Source organism: Pseudomonas sp. Z8(2022) (assembly GCF_025837155.1).
GTDB lineage: Bacteria > Pseudomonadota > Gammaproteobacteria > Pseudomonadales > Pseudomonadaceae > Aquipseudomonas.
Genome location: NZ_CP107549.1, coordinates 607,038 through 621,770, shown reverse-complemented (window position 1 = coordinate 621,770; position 14,733 = coordinate 607,038). Strand labels below are relative to the sequence as shown.

Here is a 14,733-nt window from a genome sequence, read left to right as displayed (position 1 = left end):
GTTTTGCCCAGGGAAAGCGCCCTGAGCGTCCGCTCGGCAAGTCAAGGGTTGCCCCAAGCCGATTTTGGTTATATTTTATACAGTTAATGCACATTCCAAGAAAACGCCTCACGCCATGACGCAAAATATCCCGAAAGCCCCGCCCTACCCTAAGAGCCATATCCTGGCTGCTAGCGGTGTAGCTGCGCTGCTGAGCCTGGCTCTGCTGGTGTTTCCTTCGCGTGAAGTTGAAGCGCAGAAAACCTTCCTCGACCTGGATCTGGGCAACGATGCCGAGATGGTGTTGCAGGAAAAAGACGATCTCCGAGCGGGACTGCCGGTATCAGGTGCCGCTTCGCCATTCGCCGACATCGAGCAAGGCACCAACACCGCCGATAACAGCGCAGAAGACGCTGAGAAAGCCTCCCTAGAAACCGCCGACACCATCCCCTCCGATCCCAGCCACCACAACATCACGGTCAGCAATGGCGATACGCTTTCTACCGTGTTCGCCAAGGTCGGTCTGAATGCCAACGATCTGCATGAAGCCCTTAATAGCAGCAAGGATGCCAAGCAGTTCAGCCGCCTCAAGGTAGGCCAGGTGCTGGAGTTCGAACTGAATGAAGAAGGCAAGCTGAAGACCCTGCAGAGCAAGCTCAGCGAGCTGGAAACCATCCGCCTCAGCCGCACCGACAAGGGTTTCGAATTCCAGAGCGAGCAAGTCAAGCCAGAAGTCGTGACCGCCTACAGCCGCGGCGTGATCAACAGTTCGCTGTTCCTCTCCGCCAAACGTGCAGGCCTTTCGCATAGCCTGACCATGGATCTGGCCAACGTATTCGGCTACGACATCGATTTCGCCATGGATATTCGCGAAGGCGACGAGTTCGAAGTGATCTACGAAGAGAAGGTGGTGAACGGCAAGCGTGTCGGCACCGGCAACATTCTCTCGGCGCGCTTCACCAACCGCGGCAAGACCTATACCGCCGTGCGCTACACCAACAAGCAAGGCACCACCAGCTACTACAACGCCAACGGCGAAAGCATGCGCAAGGCCTTCATCCGCACGCCGGTGGACTTCGCACGGATCAGCTCGCGCTTTTCCAACGGCCGCAAGCATCCGATTCTGAACAAGATTCGTGCGCACAAAGGTGTCGACTATGCGGCCCCACGCGGCACGCCGATCAAGGCAGCCGGCGATGGTCGGGTGGCGTTGGCGGGTCGCAATGGCGGTTACGGCAACACCGTGATCATTCAACACGGCCAGCGCTATCGCACCCTCTACGCGCACATGCAGGGCTTCGCCAAGGGCATTCGCAACGGCGTGAACGTGAAGCAGGGTCAGATCATTGGCTACATCGGCACCACCGGTCTTTCCACTGGCCCGCACCTGCACTATGAGTTCCAGGTCAACGGCGTTCACGTAGATCCGCTCAGCCAGAAGCTGCCGATGGCCGACCCGATTGCAGCCAGCGAGAAGCAACGCTTCATGCAGCAGAGCAAACCGCTGATGGCACGCATGGACCAGGAAAAGGCCACCATGCTGGCCGCCAACCAGCAGTAAGCCGTGCCCCTCTATATTGGCGTGATGTCCGGTACCAGTCTGGACGGACTGGACATCGCGCTGATCGATCAGGATCAGCGCCCCCGCCTCCTCGCCACACTCTATCGCCCGATGCCAGAACAGCTGCGCCGCGATCTGCTGGCGCTCTGCACTTCGGGTGATGATGAACTTGCGCGCGCAGCCATTGCCGAACAGCACTGGGTCGAACTGGCCGCCAGCGCCATCAATGAATTGCTCCAGCAACAAGGGCTGACCGCACAGCAGATTCGCGCCATCGGCAGCCATGGCCAGACGGTGCGACATGAACCCGCGCGCGGTTTCACCATCCAGATCGGCAACCCGGCGCTACTGGCCGAGCTCACCGGCATCTGCGTGGTCGGAGATTTTCGTCGGCGCGATGTGGCTGCCGGCGGCCAGGGCGCTCCGCTGGTCCCTGCTTTCCATCATGACCTGTTCGGCAGCAGCCAGCGGCATATCGCCGTACTCAATGTCGGCGGTTTCAGCAACCTCAGCCTGATATCGCCTGGCCAGGAGGTTCTGGGATTCGACAGCGGCCCCGGTAACGTTTTGCTCGACGCTTGGATTCAGCATTGCCGGGGCCTGACCTACGACCGCGATGGCGCCTGGGGGGCCAGCGGCACCATAAGCCCCGAACTGCTGACCCGACTGCTGAGCGATCCTTTCTTCGCCACACAAGGCCCGAAGAGCACTGGTCGCGAACTGTTCAACCTCGACTGGCTGCTGGGCCATCTGCAAGCCTTGCCGTCGCTGGCCGACGAGGACGTTCAGGCAACGCTCGTGGAGCTCACCGCACGCAGCATCGTCAGCGCCTTGCGTAGTGCCCAGCCGCACACCGATGCCCTGCTGGTATGCGGCGGCGGCGCACACAACGCCTGCCTGATGCGGCGCCTGAGCGAAATGCTGCCTGGAACCGAAGTGAGCAGCACCGCAGTGGAAGGGGTAGACCCGGACTGGGTTGAAGCCATGGCCTTTGCCTGGCTGGCCCATTGCGCACTGGAATATATTCCAGGCAATCGCCCGAGCGTCACCGGAGCGAAAGGCTTGCGCGTTCTCGGCGCCATCTACCCCGCCTGAAACGAAAACGCCGCGCATCAAGCGCGGCGTCTGCCATGCGGCCAGGCTTTAGATTGAGAAGGAAGACCCGCAACCACAGGTGGTGGTGGCGTTGGGATTCTTGATCACGAAACGCGAGCCTTCCAGCCCTTCCTGATAGTCGACCTCGGAGCCCACCAGATACTGGAAGCTCATGGCATCGACCACCAGACTCACACCCTCGCGCTCGACGATGGTGTCGTCCTCGGCCACATCCTCATCGAAAGTGAAGCCGTACTGAAAGCCCGAGCAGCCACCTCCCGTGACGAACACGCGAAGCTTCAGGCGCGGATTGCCCTCTTCATCGACCAGGTTCTTCACCTTGCTGGCCGCACCCTGGGTAAAGTGCAAGGGGGCAGGGGTGAAGGTTTCGACGCTCATGCTATAACTCCCGGCGCCATGCGCCACACTGCGTTAGCAGGTTGTTGAACTACCTGCGCTGCCTTGACCATCGTCAGCGGCAGCCTGCTGGGCACGCATTATCCGCTTGCCCTACAAAATTGGTCAACTATTGCTCGACTTCCAGCGATGCCGGAAGCTCAAGTGGACGCTCGCCGTCCTTGAGGTGACACAGGCGCCCTTCGATCTGCGCACCCATGGCCATTTCCATCAGGCCGTATTGCAGGTTGCCGCGTACCCGGGAACGCGCCCCCAATTCGAGATGGCCACTGGCGAACACATCGCCATTGACCTCCCCGTCGATCACGATATGGGGTGCACGTATCTCGCCTTCAACTACGCCACCAACACTCACTCGCACCAGACCTTCGCTGGCCAGCAGATTACCGGTGACCCGACCATCCACCTGCACAGCGCCCTGAAAGCGCATGTCGCCTACCAGCTCGGCACCAGCAGCAATGAGGCTGGTCTTGCCGCTGAAACGCTGCAGGTCGGGTTTGGTCTTGTCTTTACTCCACATTGGGGATGGTCGCTCCTGATTTTATCCATTCGAATGTTCGGCTCAGCGGTTTGTCACCCTCGACCTCCGCATGAACCTTGACCTGAAGCGGCTTGAAGCCCTCAGGTAGTTGCAGCTCGCCAAAGCGGCCGGCCTCGGGAAAGGACTGAAAGTGCTTGAAGGAGAACGGGATGTCGTTCTCCTTCACCTCATCGGACAGCGCCGCAAGCTCCAGGGTGGCCGCCTTGCCGCCCTGTCGCCCTTCGATCGTGACCCGCAGACGCCCTTGCAATGCCTCGTCGCTGGCCCCGACCCGACTCATCAGCAACTTGTAGCGAAATCGCTGCGGCTGTTCCGTGGCCTGCAACTCGAAAGCGCGAATGCGCATACCTTCACGACGACTGGCTGGTGCCAGCACGCCCTTGTAGAAGGCGAGGTCCTGTTGCTGCTTGAAGATCTGCTCCTCCAGCAACTTGATGGTCCGCCGGTTCTGCTCCATGGCCTGCTGTGTGACCTTGTCACTGCTGCCGACCACCGCCAGACGCTGGCGCAACAGCTCCAGCTCCTGCTCCTGTTCAGCGACGCGGGTCAGCAGGGCGTGCGTTTCCTCGGGCGATGCCTGGGGATGCGCCTGCGGCCAGTACCATCCCAAGGCAAAGGCCGCCGGCAAGGCGAGTACCAGCAACAAAAGCAGCCAGCGGCGCCGGCGCTCGCGACGTGGATCGCTGAGGCGGACCTCCCAGCCCGGCGTCACGGCAACAGGGCCGCGTGCGACAGGCCTAGACGCTCGTCGAGACCGAATAGGATGTTCATGTTCTGCACCGCCTGACCGGAAGCACCCTTGACCAGGTTGTCGATCACCGACAGCACCACCACCAGGTCACCACCCTGAGGACGGTGTACGGCGATACGACAGACGTTGCCACCACGCACGCTGCGGGTTTCCGGATGGCTGCCGGCAGGCATCACATCGACGAACGGCTCACCGGCGTAGCGCTTCTCGAACAGCGCCTGAAGATCGACCGAGGTATCGGCCACGCGTGCATACAGGGTCGCATGGATACCGCGAATCATCGGCGTCAGATGCGGGACGAAAGTCAGGCCGACGTCACTGCCCGCAGCCTGGCGCAAGCCCTGACGAATTTCCGGCAGATGGCGGTGGCCCTTGACCGCGTAGGCCTTCATGCTCTCGCCAGCCTCGCAGAACAGCGAACCGACGCTGGCACCGCGGCCTGCGCCGCTGACACCGCTCTTGCAGTCGGCAATCAGGCTGCCCGCATCGGCCAGGCCGGCTTCCAGCAGAGGGATGAGACCAAGCTGAGTCGCGGTCGGGTAGCAGCCTGGAACGGCGATCAGACGCGCCGCCTTGATTGCCTCACGATTGACTTCAGGCAGGCCGTACACCGCTTTGCTCAGCAGCTCGGGCGCGCCGTGCGGCTGGCCGTACCACTTGGCCCACTCCTCGGCGTCCTGCAGGCGGAAGTCGGCGGACAGGTCGATCACCCGCGTGCCTACGGCCAGCAACTCGCCGGCCAGTGCATGGGCCACGCCGTGCGGGGTGGCGAAAAACACCACATCGCAGGCACCCAGGGTGGCGACATCCGGCACGCTGAAGGCCAGCTCCGGATAGTGGCCGCGCAGGTTGGGGTACATTTCATCGACGCGCAGGCCGGCCTCGGAGCGGGAAGTGATCACGGTCACTTCTGCCTGCGGGTGTTGCGCCAGCAGACGCAGCAGTTCGACACCGGTGTAGCCCGTGCCGCCGACGATACCGACCTTGATCATCACATGCCCCTTTGCAAAAGCCATTGGAAAGCTGCCGATGATAAAGCCGCATCGGCCAAGCGCCAAACCCGGAGGTGACGCAGAGCGTGGCCTGCCTCTACTATCGAGACCATTTTTCATCGCGAGAGGCGAAAATGCTCTATCTCTGGCTCAAGGCTCTGCACATCATCGCCATGGTCTGCTGGTTCGCCGGCCTGTTCTATCTGCCGCGTCTGTTCGTCTACCACGCCATGGGCAGCGATGCCGCCAGTCACGACCGTTTCTGCGTCATGGAGCGCAAGCTCTATCGGGGCATCATGATGCCGTCGATGATCGCCACCCTGGCCCTGGGCATCTGGCTGCTCAGCCTCAATTCGGCTTACTACTTCAGCCAGGGCTGGATGCACGCCAAGCTGACCCTGGTAGTGGCGCTGGTGATCTATCACCACCTCTGCGGAGCTCAACTCAAGCGCTTCGCGCGCGGCGAGAACAGCCGCAGTCACGTGTTCTATCGTTGGTTCAATGAAGCGCCGGTGCTGGCACTGCTGGGCATCGTCATCCTGGTTGTCGTCCGCCCCTTCTGAGGAGTTCACCATGTCTCTGCCCGCCCTGCTCGAACAACGTCTGCGCCTGCCCCTGGTGGCCGCGCCGATGTTTCTGGTGTCCAACCCGGCACTGGTCAGCGCCTGCTGCAACAGCGGCATCGTTGGCAGCTTCCCGGCATTGAACCAGCGCGAGAGCGCCGGGTTCGCCGCCTGGCTCGATGAAATCGAAGCCAGCCTCTCGACTGACGCCGCGCCCTTCGCCGTCAACCTGATCGTGCATAACAGCAACCCGCGGCTGCAGGCGGATCTGGCCATCTGCGTCGAACACCGCGTGCCCATCGTCATCACCAGTCTCGGTGCGGTGAAGGAAGTGGTCGATGCCGTGCATAGCTACGGCGGCCTGGTGTTTCATGACGTAACCACCCGCCGCCATGCGGAAAAGGCCGCCGAAGCAGGCGTGGATGGCCTGATCGCCGTGGCCGCCGGCGCTGGCGGCCATGCCGGCACCTGGAGCCCCTTCGCCCTGCTCGCCGAGATTCGTCAGTTTTTCGACAAGACCGTACTGCTGTCCGGCTGCCTCAATCACGGCCACGAGATTCTCGCTGCGCAACTGCTCGGTGCCGATCTGGCCTATATGGGCACGCGCTTCATCGCTACCACCGAGAACAACGCCTCGGCCGACTACAAGCAGATGATCCTCGAGGCGCGAGCCGCCGATATCATTCACACACCCGCAGTGTCCGGCGTGCCGGCCAGTTTCATGCGTCAGAGCCTGGAGCAGGCCGGCTATGACCTGAAACAGCTGCAGAACAAGGCCGATATCAACTACGGCGAGAAACTCAAGCCAATGGACGAAGAAGCCAAGGCCTGGAAAACCGTATGGTCGGCCGGCCAGGGCGTCGGCGGCATCGACGATCTGCCCTCGGTACAGGAGCTGGTCGCGCGGCTCGATAACGAATACCGCGCGGCGCTGACATGCGGCCAGCAGCTGGGGCAACGCTGGCCGCGATGAAGCGTCGTCACCTGCTGGGAGGACTGGGCGCGCTCGGACTGTTCGGCGGCTGGGCACTGCGCCCGGCCGACCGTGGTCGCGAGCACGACGCCTACTTCGCCGAACTCAACCGGCAGTTGCAGCGTGACGGCGACGGCGTGCCCACCCTGCTGCTCGATCTCGACCGGCTCGACGCCAACGCCGATCTGCTGGCAGCGCGTCTGGCCGGTCGCTGCCAGTTGCGCCTGGTCGCCAAGTCACTGGCCAGCACCGGCCTGCTTGAATACCTGGCCAAACGCCTGCAAACCCGGCGTTTCATGGTCTTTCATCAACCGCAGCTCAACCGGCTGGCCAGAAGCTTTCCACAGGCCGACCTGCTGCTCGGCAAACCCATGCCGGTCCCGGCCGCACTGAATTTCTACCGTCAGTTGCCGCACCATCTGGATTTCTCTCCCGAGCGCCAGGTGACCTGGCTGATCGACAGCGAGCAACGCCTGCGACAGTACGCTGAGCTGGCCAAGGCGCTGGGTCAGCCACTGCGCATCGCGCTGGAGATCGACATCGGTCTCCAGCGCGGCGGCTTCGCTACGCCGCAGGCTCTGGCCCAGGCCATGCAGCAGCTTCGCCAACTGCCGGTGCTGCAGCTGCAGGGACTGATGGGTTACGACGCGCATGTCGCTCACAACCCTCCCTGGCAAGCTCAGATCGGGGCATTCAGCGAGGCCGATGCACGCTATCGCCAGTTCATCGCCAGCGCCCAGGCGTTCTCCGAACTCTGGCCAGCCGGGCCGCTGCTCAATGGCGGGGGTAGCCTGACCTACCCCTTGCACAGCCGGCAGCAGAGTTCACTCAACGAGATTGCCGTCGGGTCAGCCCTGCTCAAGCCCGCAGAGTTCGATACGACGCTGCTGGAGGATCATCAGCCGGCACTGTGGATCGCCAGCCCCGTGCTTAAGGCGCTGGACGGCACCTTGCCCTACGCGCAGCCATTGCAGCCGCTGATCGAAACCTGGAACCCCAACCGCCAGCACGCCTACTACCTGTACGGCGGCCGTTGGCCGGCGCAGCCCGTTTCGCCTGCCGGGCTCGCCTACGACGAGTTGTACGGCCGCAGCGCCAATCAGGACCGCCTGGTCGGCAGCGCGACCACCCAACTGACGGATCAGGACTGGGTATTTCTGCGCCCGGCCATCAGCGAAGGCCTGCTGGGTGATTTCAGCGAAATACGTCTACTGCGCCGCGGCCAACTGGTCGGCCGCTGGAGCACAATAGGCAACGGCTGAAATTCCCCGGCTACAGCGCTTCAAGCCGCTTGTATATTGGCCTCACGGCACTCTAGGCTTATGCCTCGCCCGACGCTGGACGGGGCGCTTCGCTCAACTCAACTTCCCGCCGACAAGGAAGCCCGCATGAACCAACCGCGCTACAAGATAGTGTTCGATGGCCAACTGATGCCCGAGGCGTCACTGGAAACGGTCAAGGAAAACCTGGCCCGCCTGTTCAAGAGCGACCCGGCACGCATCGACAGCCTGTTCAGCGGAGCGCCGGTGGCGCTCAAGCGCGACCTTGGCGAGAGCGAAGCCGAACAATACCTGAGCGCCCTGCAGAAGGCCGGAGCCAATGTACGCAGGGAACTGGATCAGGCAGCCAGCCTCAGCCTGGTGCCGACCGAGGCGGAGACGGCACAGGCCGAACGAGTTGCCACGACAAACATGACCTGCCCCAAGTGCGGCCATGAACAGGCCAAGTCCATCGAGTGCTCGGCCTGCGGCATCATTATCGAAAAATATCTTGCGCGTCAGGCGCAACTGGCCGAAGCCGCGCCGGCGCTGGAAACCGCTGCGGCTACGGCGACGGCTGCGGCATCACCCTATGCGCCGCCACAGGCGAATGTCGCCGAGCAATTGCCGCAGTACTCGGAACTCAAGGTCTTCAGCGTCAACGGCCGCATCGGCCGGGTGCGTTACCTGGGCTGGACCATGGCCATGCTGCTGTGCATGCTGCCGTTGCTCCTGGTGTTCGCAGGGGTCTCGGCCATCTCCAGCATCTTGGGCACTCTGATCATGGGTGTCGCAGTGATCGCCATGATCGTGGTGGGCGTATTCATCGGCGTCCAGCGCCTGCACGACATGGGCTGGTCCGGCTGGCTGTGGCTGCTCAACTTCGTCCCTGTCGTCGGTACCGTATTCGCACTGCTGATGCTGATCATTCCAGGCACTCAGGGCGCCAATCGCTATGGCCCGCCGCCACCGCCGAACAGCACCGGGGTTACCATCCTGGCCTGGCTGTTCCTGCTGGTACCGGTGACCGGCATCGTCGCCGCGATCGTCCTTCCCCAGACAGTGGGTTATTAAGTCACGACCATGCGCAGCTATGCATTGATCACCGGCGCCTCCAGCGGCATCGGCCTGGCCCTGGCCGAAGCCCTGGCACGCCGCGGGCGCAACCTGATCCTGGTGGCGCGGCGGCGTGAGGCACTGGAAAGCATTGCCTGCGAGCTGGCTCAGCGCTTCGGCGTCGAGGTGCTGTTTCGGCTCTGTGATGTGAGCGAGCCGCTGCAGCTGTCCGGCCTGCTGCTGGAGCTGGAAGAGGGCCAGTGGCACATCGACCTGCTGGTGAACAATGCCGGTCTTGGCTGCGCCGGTTCCTTTCTGGAACAGGACTGGAGCCGCGAGCAGGAACAGCTCGAGGTCAACGTCCTGGCGCTGACCCGACTGTGCCATGCGCTCGGCCAGTGCATGGCCGAACACGGCGGCGGGCAGATTCTCAACGTCGCTTCGGTGGCTGCCTTTCAGCCCGGTCCCTGGATGAGCAGCTACTACGCCAGCAAGGCCTATGTGCTCCATTTTTCCGAAGGGCTGCGCGAGGAGCTGAGAGAGCGCGGCGTGCGGGTGTCAGTGCTCTGCCCCGGGCCAACCCACAGCGCCTTCTTCCGCACGGCGCAGATGGACGTCAGCCGTCTGACCGGCAGCAAGCTGATGATGAGCCCCGAGGAAGTGGCGCTGATTACTGTTCGCGCACTGGAAAAGAACCGCGCCATCATCATTCCCGGTTGGCGCAACCGCCTGCTGGCCCTGACCCCGCGCCTGGGACCTCGCTGGCTGGTGCGCAAACTCAGCGGTCGGCTGACCCGCCCCTTCACCGACCTCAACCAGCGTTGACCGTCCGCCCATCCGCCCAGGCACGCAGCGCAGCCAGACGTTCGGCCATCACCACCGAGAGCGGCGCAGTGCTCTGCAGGGCACGCAACAGCAAAGCCTGATCGACCGCCTGCTGCTGCGCCTGGCCGGCGTACAGCGCGCTGACCACCGCCTGCTCGATCTCCGCCCCGGAATAGCCTTCGCTGGCAGCGGCCAGTTGCGCCAGGTCGAAAATCGCGGGCTCGAGTTCGCGTCGCTGCAGATGGATGCGGAAGATCTCGGCTCGCACTTCGGCACTGGGCAGGTCGACGAAGAACAGCTCGTCGAAACGACCCTTGCGCACCAGCTCAGGGGGCAGTCGGTCGATGGCGTTGGCCGTGGCGACGACGAATACCGGCGCCTTGCGCTCGGCCATCCAGGTCAGCAGGGTGCCGAGCACACGCTGGCTCACGCCGCCGTCATGATCGCCACTGGCCAGGCCCTTCTCCACCTCGTCCATCCACAGCACGCATGGCGCCATCTGCTCGGCCAGTCGTAGCGCCTCGCGCAGATTGCGCTCGGTTTCGCCGAAGAACTTGTTGTACAGGCAGGCAAAATCCAGGCGCAGCAGCGGCAGGCCCCAGAGCCCGGCAACCGCCTTGGCGGCCAGGCTCTTGCCGCCACCCTGCACACCGACCAGCATCACGCCTTTCGGCGCATCGATCTGCTTGCCGTCAAGAAAGCTGGCCTGACGCTCGCCCAGCCAACGCTTGAGATTCACCAGCCCGCCGACCTCGGCGAAGCGTGCGGTGTTGTACTCGAAGCTGAGCACGCCTTCAAGGTCCAGCAGCTGGAACTTGGTCTTGTTCAGTTCGGGGATGTCTTCCTGGGTGATGGCGCCGTCATCGCAGATCACGTTGCGCGCCAGCGCGCGCGCCTCGGCATGGCTGAGGCCACGCAGATTCTTCACCACCTGCTGCAGCGTGCGATTGTCGGTGCGCACCCGCGCGCCGCGATTGCTTTCGCTCCAGCGCGCGGCTTCGTCGCGCACGATGCTCAGCAGTTCGTCCTCCGATGGCAGCGCAAGGCTGAAGCGTGCCGCGAATCGCTGCACCTCGGCCGGCAGCTTGATCGCATGCGACACCAGCACCAGCGTCGGCTTGTGCGCTGCCTCGCTCATGGCGATTTCCTTGAGCAGGCGCACCAGCCGTGGATTGCCATCGAGATACGGATGCAGATCGCACATCACGTACAGGTTCGGCTGCGGGTCGGCCTTGATCATGCGCAGCGCCGCTTCCGGCTCCTGGGTCGGCGACTCATCCACCGGCGCGCCGCCGAATCCCAGGCGCTGCAGCCCTTCGGTAACCGACCAGGTATGCAGGCCGAGACCACGCCTGATCGCCAGACCGGTCAGGGTCTCCAGCACGCGAACCTCGTCCCAGGACTCGATCACCACCAGCTTGACCTTGGAATCCAGCACCAACCCAAGATCATGAATATCGTTCTTCAACACCCGCTCCTTGTGAAGTTGGCCAGGCGAATGAGCAGGGTTACCATCCGCGCTTTCGCAGAATCGGAGCTCACAGCATGGACCGTCTGAACAGGCAGATCGTCGCCGGAGGCCTCGCGCCGTGCAAGTGCTGAAAGCGCGCCGCGTCACACTAGCCGCATCCATCGTCGCAGTGGCGCTGCTGGCAAGCCTGCAGGCCGTCGCCACCGAGTTCCTGAGCGACCCGCTGAACAGTGGCGGCCAGGGGCCCGAGTTGGTGGTGGTGCCGGCTGGCACCTTTCATATGGGCGATGCCAGCGGTCGCGGCAATGACAACGAACGCCCGCTACGGAGTATTGCCTTCGACCGGCCCTTCGCCATTGGCCGCTACGAAGTCACCTTCGCCGACTGGCAGAAATACGCCGAAGCCAACGCACTGCCCATGCCCAATAACGAAGGCTGGGGCCTTTCCGCGCAGCGCCCGGTCATCCATGTGTCCTGGCGCGACGCCCATGCCTACGCCCAATGGCTGTCGCGCGAGACTGGCGCACGTTATCGCCTGCCGACCGAAGCCGAATGGGAGTATGCGGCACGCGGCGGCAGCCAGAGTTACTACTGGTGGGGCGAGGCGCTCGACAGCGACGAACAGGCGCCCCGCGCCCACTGCCGCGGCTGCGCCAGCCCGCGCCTGTTGCGCAACAAGACGGCAGCCGTCGGCCAGTTCCCGGCCAACGGCTTTGGCCTGCACGACACCGCGGGCAATGTCTGGGAGTGGACGGCCTCGCGCTTCACCCTGCAGTTCGATGGCAGCGAAACGCAAAGCGCCGGCCTGCTCGACAACAGCCCTCGGGTCGTCCGCGGGGGCGCCTGGAACAGCGGCCCTAGCTACCTGCGCAGCAGCATGCGCGACCTCAAGCAGCCGCATCATCGCGACTATGCGCTGGGCTTTCGCGTGCTGCGCGAGCTGCCCTGAGAGACTGCCCTGAGAGACTGCCCAAAGTCTGCTGCGCGTCGGCCCTGCTGTGTTAAAAACAGGCACGGAAAGCCGCTTGCGGCCAACGCACTTTAGTGCAGCCCCCAAGGGGTGAGCGAAGCGAGCAATGCCCATGTACGAGAGTACAGTCGCCCGCGACTTCGACCGTTCCTCACCAGTTTTTGCGGGGCCGCCATCGGTATTGCGCGATCCTAGCTCGCGGGAGGTTGGAACAGCCTCTGAGCCACGGACGATCTGGCGACTTTGCAGTAGACTAGCCGGGTTGTTTCCTCTGGAGGTGCCTCATGGCCAGCGAACGCCAGTATTCCCCCGTCGACCGCCTGCTGCTGCAAGCCGATGCCGCGCTGCGCACGCTGCTGCCATTCAGCGGGGCATCGGCTCGTCCCTCGCCCGCCATCGTGGAAAAGGAAACGGAGCTGAGCAGCGAAGAGTCGCGCCATGTCGCCGGCCTGATGCGCATCAACCACACCGGCGAAGTCTGCGCCCAGGCGCTTTATCAGGGGCAGGCGCTGACCGCCAGGCTGCCCGAGGTACGCAGTGCCATGGAGCACGCGGCCGATGAGGAAATCGATCACCTGGCCTGGTGCGAACAGCGCATTCGCGAACTGGGCAGCCATCCGAGCGTGCTCAATCCGCTGTTCTACGGTTTGTCCTTCGGTGTCGGTGCCGTTGCCGGGCTGGTCAGCGATCGCGTCAGCCTGGGGTTCGTCGCCGCCACCGAAGATCAGGTATGCAAGCATCTGGATGAGCATCTGGAGCAACTGCCCGAACATGACGCCAAGTCCCGCGCCATCCTCGAACAGATGCGCGTCGATGAGCAGCAGCACGCCAACAGCGCCCTGGCAGCAGGCGGCGTGCGTTTCCCGGCTCCCGTGAAGTTCGGCATGACCCTGCTGTCGAAGGTCATGACCAGGAGCACCTACCGCATCTGAAACGAACAAGGGCGCCAAATGGCGCCCTCGTTGTATCCGGCCAACTCAGCCCAGTTCGATGATCTCGTAGTCGTGGCTGATATCGACACCGGCACGGCCCAGCATGATCGAGGCGGAGCAGTACTTCTCCGCCGACAGTTCCACTGCCCGCTTGACCTGAGCCTCTTTCAGCCCACGCCCCTTGACCACGAAGTGCAGATGAATCTTGGTGAACACCTTGGGTTCCTCATCGGCACGCTCGGCGTCAAGGAACACTTCACAGCTTTCCACCGGCTGGCGGCCCTTGCGCAGAATGCTGACCACATCGAAGTTGCTGCAGCCACCGAGGCCGATCAGCAACATCTCCATTGGCCGAATACCGAGGTTACGGCCACCGGCATCAGGCGGACCGTCCATGACCACGGCATGGCCACTACCGGACTCGCCGAGGAACAGAGCTTCACCGGCCCATTGCACACGCGCTTTCATCGATATTGGCTCCCAAAGTGGAAAAGTCCGGCAGGTTAGCACAGGCGGACGACAGTCCGGTGCGCGGCAATTGGGCTAAAGTTCCCGCAGGTTGTGTTACTCATGTCGCAAAAAATGCCCCGCTCATGGTGCGTCTGTTAAGCTGACGCCGGATTGCTGGCACACTTGACCAGATAACTAATAAGAAATTGCCGTTGGACAAAGGCCTTCACTTTTCATATTCGGGACTCGGGCATGGTTGCTATTACCCTTACACCTAAAATAAAGAACCTCGACAAACTTCTCGCACACTGTCACCGCCGACGCTACACCGCCAAAAGCACCATCATCTACGCGGGCGATCGCTGCGAAACTCTGTTCTTCATCGTCAAAGGCTCGGTCACTATCCTCATCGAGGACGACGACGGCCGCGAGATGATCATTGCCTATCTCAACTCCGGCGACTTCTTCGGCGAGATGGGTCTGTTCGAGAAGGAAGGCGCAGAGAAGGAACGCAGTGCCTGGGTTCGCGCCAAGACCGAATGCGAGGTCGCGGAAATCAGCTACGCCAAGTTCCGCGAGCTGACCCAGCAGGACCCGGACATTCTCTTCGCCCTGGGCAGCCAGATGGCCGAGCGCCTGCGCAACACCACACGCAAGGTCGGCGATCTGGCCTTCCTCGACGTGACCGGTCGCGTCGCACGCACCCTGCTCGACCTGTGCAAGCAACCGGACGCCATGACCCACCCGGATGGCATGCAGATCAAGATCACCCGTCAGGAGATCGGTCGTATCGTCGGCTGCTCCCGCGAGATGGTCGGTCGCGTGCTCAAGTCCCTGGAAGAACAGGGCCTGGTCCACGTCAAGGGCAAGACCATGGTGGTCTTCGGCACGCGCTGAA

The 14,733-nt window shown here is 63.0% G+C and carries 16 protein-coding genes; 10 read left to right on the top strand and 6 right to left on the bottom strand.

Annotation, left to right across the window (positions count from 1 at the left end; all coding sequences use genetic code 11):
• Nucleotides 1–115 precede the first annotated feature (115 nt).
• Nucleotides 116–1,540, top strand: coding sequence for a peptidoglycan DD-metalloendopeptidase family protein (locus OEG79_RS02870; RefSeq protein WP_264147377.1), 1,425 nt, complete (start codon nt 116–118; stop codon nt 1,538–1,540).
• 3 nt (nt 1,541–1,543) lie between these two features.
• Nucleotides 1,544–2,635: an anhydro-N-acetylmuramic acid kinase gene (locus OEG79_RS02865; RefSeq protein WP_264147376.1), complete on the top strand. Its 1,092-nt coding sequence runs from the start codon at nt 1,544–1,546 to the stop codon at nt 2,633–2,635.
• Nucleotides 2,636–2,683: 48 nt separating this feature from the next.
• Here OEG79_RS02865 and erpA read toward each other — a convergent pair whose 3' ends face one another.
• From erpA to argC, 4 genes are all read right to left on the bottom strand, one after another.
• Entirely contained in the window at nt 2,684–3,034 is a 351-nt protein-coding gene (erpA, locus tag OEG79_RS02860) for an iron-sulfur cluster insertion protein ErpA (protein ID WP_013717362.1), read from the bottom strand.
• A 127-nt stretch (nt 3,035–3,161) separates the two neighbouring features.
• The gene (locus OEG79_RS02855) at nt 3,162–3,572 is read right to left on the bottom strand and encodes a bactofilin family protein (RefSeq protein WP_264147375.1); all 411 of its coding nucleotides are present in this window, start codon (nt 3,570–3,572) and stop codon (nt 3,162–3,164) included.
• A complete protein-coding gene (locus OEG79_RS02850; protein ID WP_264147374.1) occupies nt 3,562–4,305 on the bottom strand; it encodes a DUF6776 family protein in 744 nt (247 codons plus the stop codon). Before OEG79_RS02850 ends, OEG79_RS02855 begins: the two co-directional genes overlap by 11 nt.
• The gene (gene argC / locus OEG79_RS02845) at nt 4,302–5,336 is read right to left on the bottom strand and encodes an N-acetyl-gamma-glutamyl-phosphate reductase (RefSeq protein WP_264148664.1); all 1,035 of its coding nucleotides are present in this window, start codon (nt 5,334–5,336) and stop codon (nt 4,302–4,304) included. Before argC ends, OEG79_RS02850 begins: the two co-directional genes overlap by 4 nt.
• 134 nt (nt 5,337–5,470) lie before the next feature.
• On the opposite strand from argC, the gene hemJ reads away from it, so the two are divergent.
• From hemJ to OEG79_RS02820, 5 genes are all read left to right on the top strand, one after another.
• Nucleotides 5,471–5,899 carry a protoporphyrinogen oxidase HemJ gene (gene hemJ / locus OEG79_RS02840; protein WP_264147373.1) on the top strand — a complete coding sequence of 143 codons (429 nt, stop codon included), beginning with the start codon at nt 5,471–5,473 and terminating at the stop codon, nt 5,897–5,899.
• A 10-nt stretch (nt 5,900–5,909) separates the two neighbouring features.
• Entirely contained in the window at nt 5,910–6,872 is a 963-nt protein-coding gene (locus tag OEG79_RS02835) for an NAD(P)H-dependent flavin oxidoreductase (RefSeq protein WP_264147372.1), read from the top strand.
• Complete coding sequence (locus OEG79_RS02830) at nt 6,869–8,134, top strand: alanine racemase (RefSeq protein WP_264147371.1); 1,266 nt, start codon at nt 6,869–6,871, stop codon at nt 8,132–8,134. Before OEG79_RS02835 ends, OEG79_RS02830 begins: the two co-directional genes overlap by 4 nt.
• Before the next feature lie 126 nt (nt 8,135–8,260).
• Nucleotides 8,261–9,205 (top strand): DUF805 domain-containing protein, encoded by a 945-nt coding sequence (locus tag OEG79_RS02825; protein WP_264147370.1) that lies wholly within the window; start codon nt 8,261–8,263, stop codon nt 9,203–9,205.
• Between the two features lie 9 nt (nt 9,206–9,214).
• Entirely contained in the window at nt 9,215–10,012 is a 798-nt protein-coding gene (locus OEG79_RS02820; protein WP_264147369.1) for an SDR family NAD(P)-dependent oxidoreductase, read from the top strand.
• Here OEG79_RS02820 and OEG79_RS02815 read toward each other — a convergent pair.
• Complete coding sequence (locus tag OEG79_RS02815) at nt 9,999–11,480, bottom strand: AAA family ATPase (RefSeq protein WP_264147368.1); 1,482 nt, start codon at nt 11,478–11,480, stop codon at nt 9,999–10,001. The genes OEG79_RS02820 and OEG79_RS02815 overlap by 14 nt on opposite strands.
• Nucleotides 11,481–11,601: 121 nt before the next feature.
• Between OEG79_RS02815 and OEG79_RS02810 the strand changes: the two genes are divergently transcribed.
• Both OEG79_RS02810 and coq7 read left to right on the top strand, forming a co-directional pair.
• On the top strand, nt 11,602–12,432 hold the full coding sequence (locus OEG79_RS02810; RefSeq protein WP_264147367.1) for a formylglycine-generating enzyme family protein: 831 nt from the start codon (nt 11,602–11,604) through the stop codon (nt 12,430–12,432).
• 305 nt (nt 12,433–12,737) lie between these two features.
• Nucleotides 12,738–13,385 carry a 2-polyprenyl-3-methyl-6-methoxy-1,4-benzoquinone monooxygenase gene (gene coq7 / locus OEG79_RS02805; RefSeq protein ID WP_264147366.1) on the top strand — a complete coding sequence of 216 codons (648 nt, stop codon included), beginning with the start codon at nt 12,738–12,740 and terminating at the stop codon, nt 13,383–13,385.
• A gap of 45 nt (nt 13,386–13,430) precedes the next feature.
• Here coq7 and OEG79_RS02800 read toward each other — a convergent pair whose 3' ends face one another.
• Entirely contained in the window at nt 13,431–13,853 is a 423-nt protein-coding gene (locus OEG79_RS02800) for an OsmC family protein (RefSeq protein WP_264147365.1), read from the bottom strand.
• Nucleotides 13,854–14,087: 234 nt separating this feature from the next.
• Here OEG79_RS02800 and crp point away from each other — a divergent pair, with 234 nt between their 5' ends.
• Nucleotides 14,088–14,732 carry a cAMP-activated global transcriptional regulator CRP gene (gene crp / locus OEG79_RS02795; RefSeq protein ID WP_220804025.1) on the top strand — a complete coding sequence of 215 codons (645 nt, stop codon included), beginning with the start codon at nt 14,088–14,090 and terminating at the stop codon, nt 14,730–14,732.
• The last annotated feature ends 1 nt before the right edge of the window (nt 14,733 follow it).

Bases quoted from the DNA above. Each gene is read 5' to 3' on its own strand.
- OEG79_RS02870 (WP_264147377.1), top strand. From the start codon at position 116: ATGACGCAAAATATCCCGAAAGCCCCGCCCTACCCTAAGAGCCATATC.
- erpA (WP_013717362.1), bottom strand. From the start codon at position 3,034: ATGAGCGTCGAAACCTTCACCCCTGCCCCCTTGCACTTTACCCAGGGT.
- OEG79_RS02855 (WP_264147375.1), bottom strand. From the start codon at position 3,572: ATGTGGAGTAAAGACAAGACCAAACCCGACCTGCAGCGTTTCAGCGGC.
- argC (WP_264148664.1), bottom strand. From the start codon at position 5,336: ATGATCAAGGTCGGTATCGTCGGCGGCACGGGCTACACCGGTGTCGAA.
- hemJ (WP_264147373.1), top strand. From the start codon at position 5,471: ATGCTCTATCTCTGGCTCAAGGCTCTGCACATCATCGCCATGGTCTGC.
- OEG79_RS02835 (WP_264147372.1), top strand. From the start codon at position 5,910: ATGTCTCTGCCCGCCCTGCTCGAACAACGTCTGCGCCTGCCCCTGGTG.
- OEG79_RS02830 (WP_264147371.1), top strand. From the start codon at position 6,869: ATGAAGCGTCGTCACCTGCTGGGAGGACTGGGCGCGCTCGGACTGTTC.
- OEG79_RS02825 (WP_264147370.1), top strand. From the start codon at position 8,261: ATGAACCAACCGCGCTACAAGATAGTGTTCGATGGCCAACTGATGCCC.
- OEG79_RS02820 (WP_264147369.1), top strand. From the start codon at position 9,215: ATGCGCAGCTATGCATTGATCACCGGCGCCTCCAGCGGCATCGGCCTG.
- coq7 (WP_264147366.1), top strand. From the start codon at position 12,738: ATGGCCAGCGAACGCCAGTATTCCCCCGTCGACCGCCTGCTGCTGCAA.
- OEG79_RS02800 (WP_264147365.1), bottom strand. From the start codon at position 13,853: ATGAAAGCGCGTGTGCAATGGGCCGGTGAAGCTCTGTTCCTCGGCGAG.
- crp (WP_220804025.1), top strand. From the start codon at position 14,088: ATGGTTGCTATTACCCTTACACCTAAAATAAAGAACCTCGACAAACTT.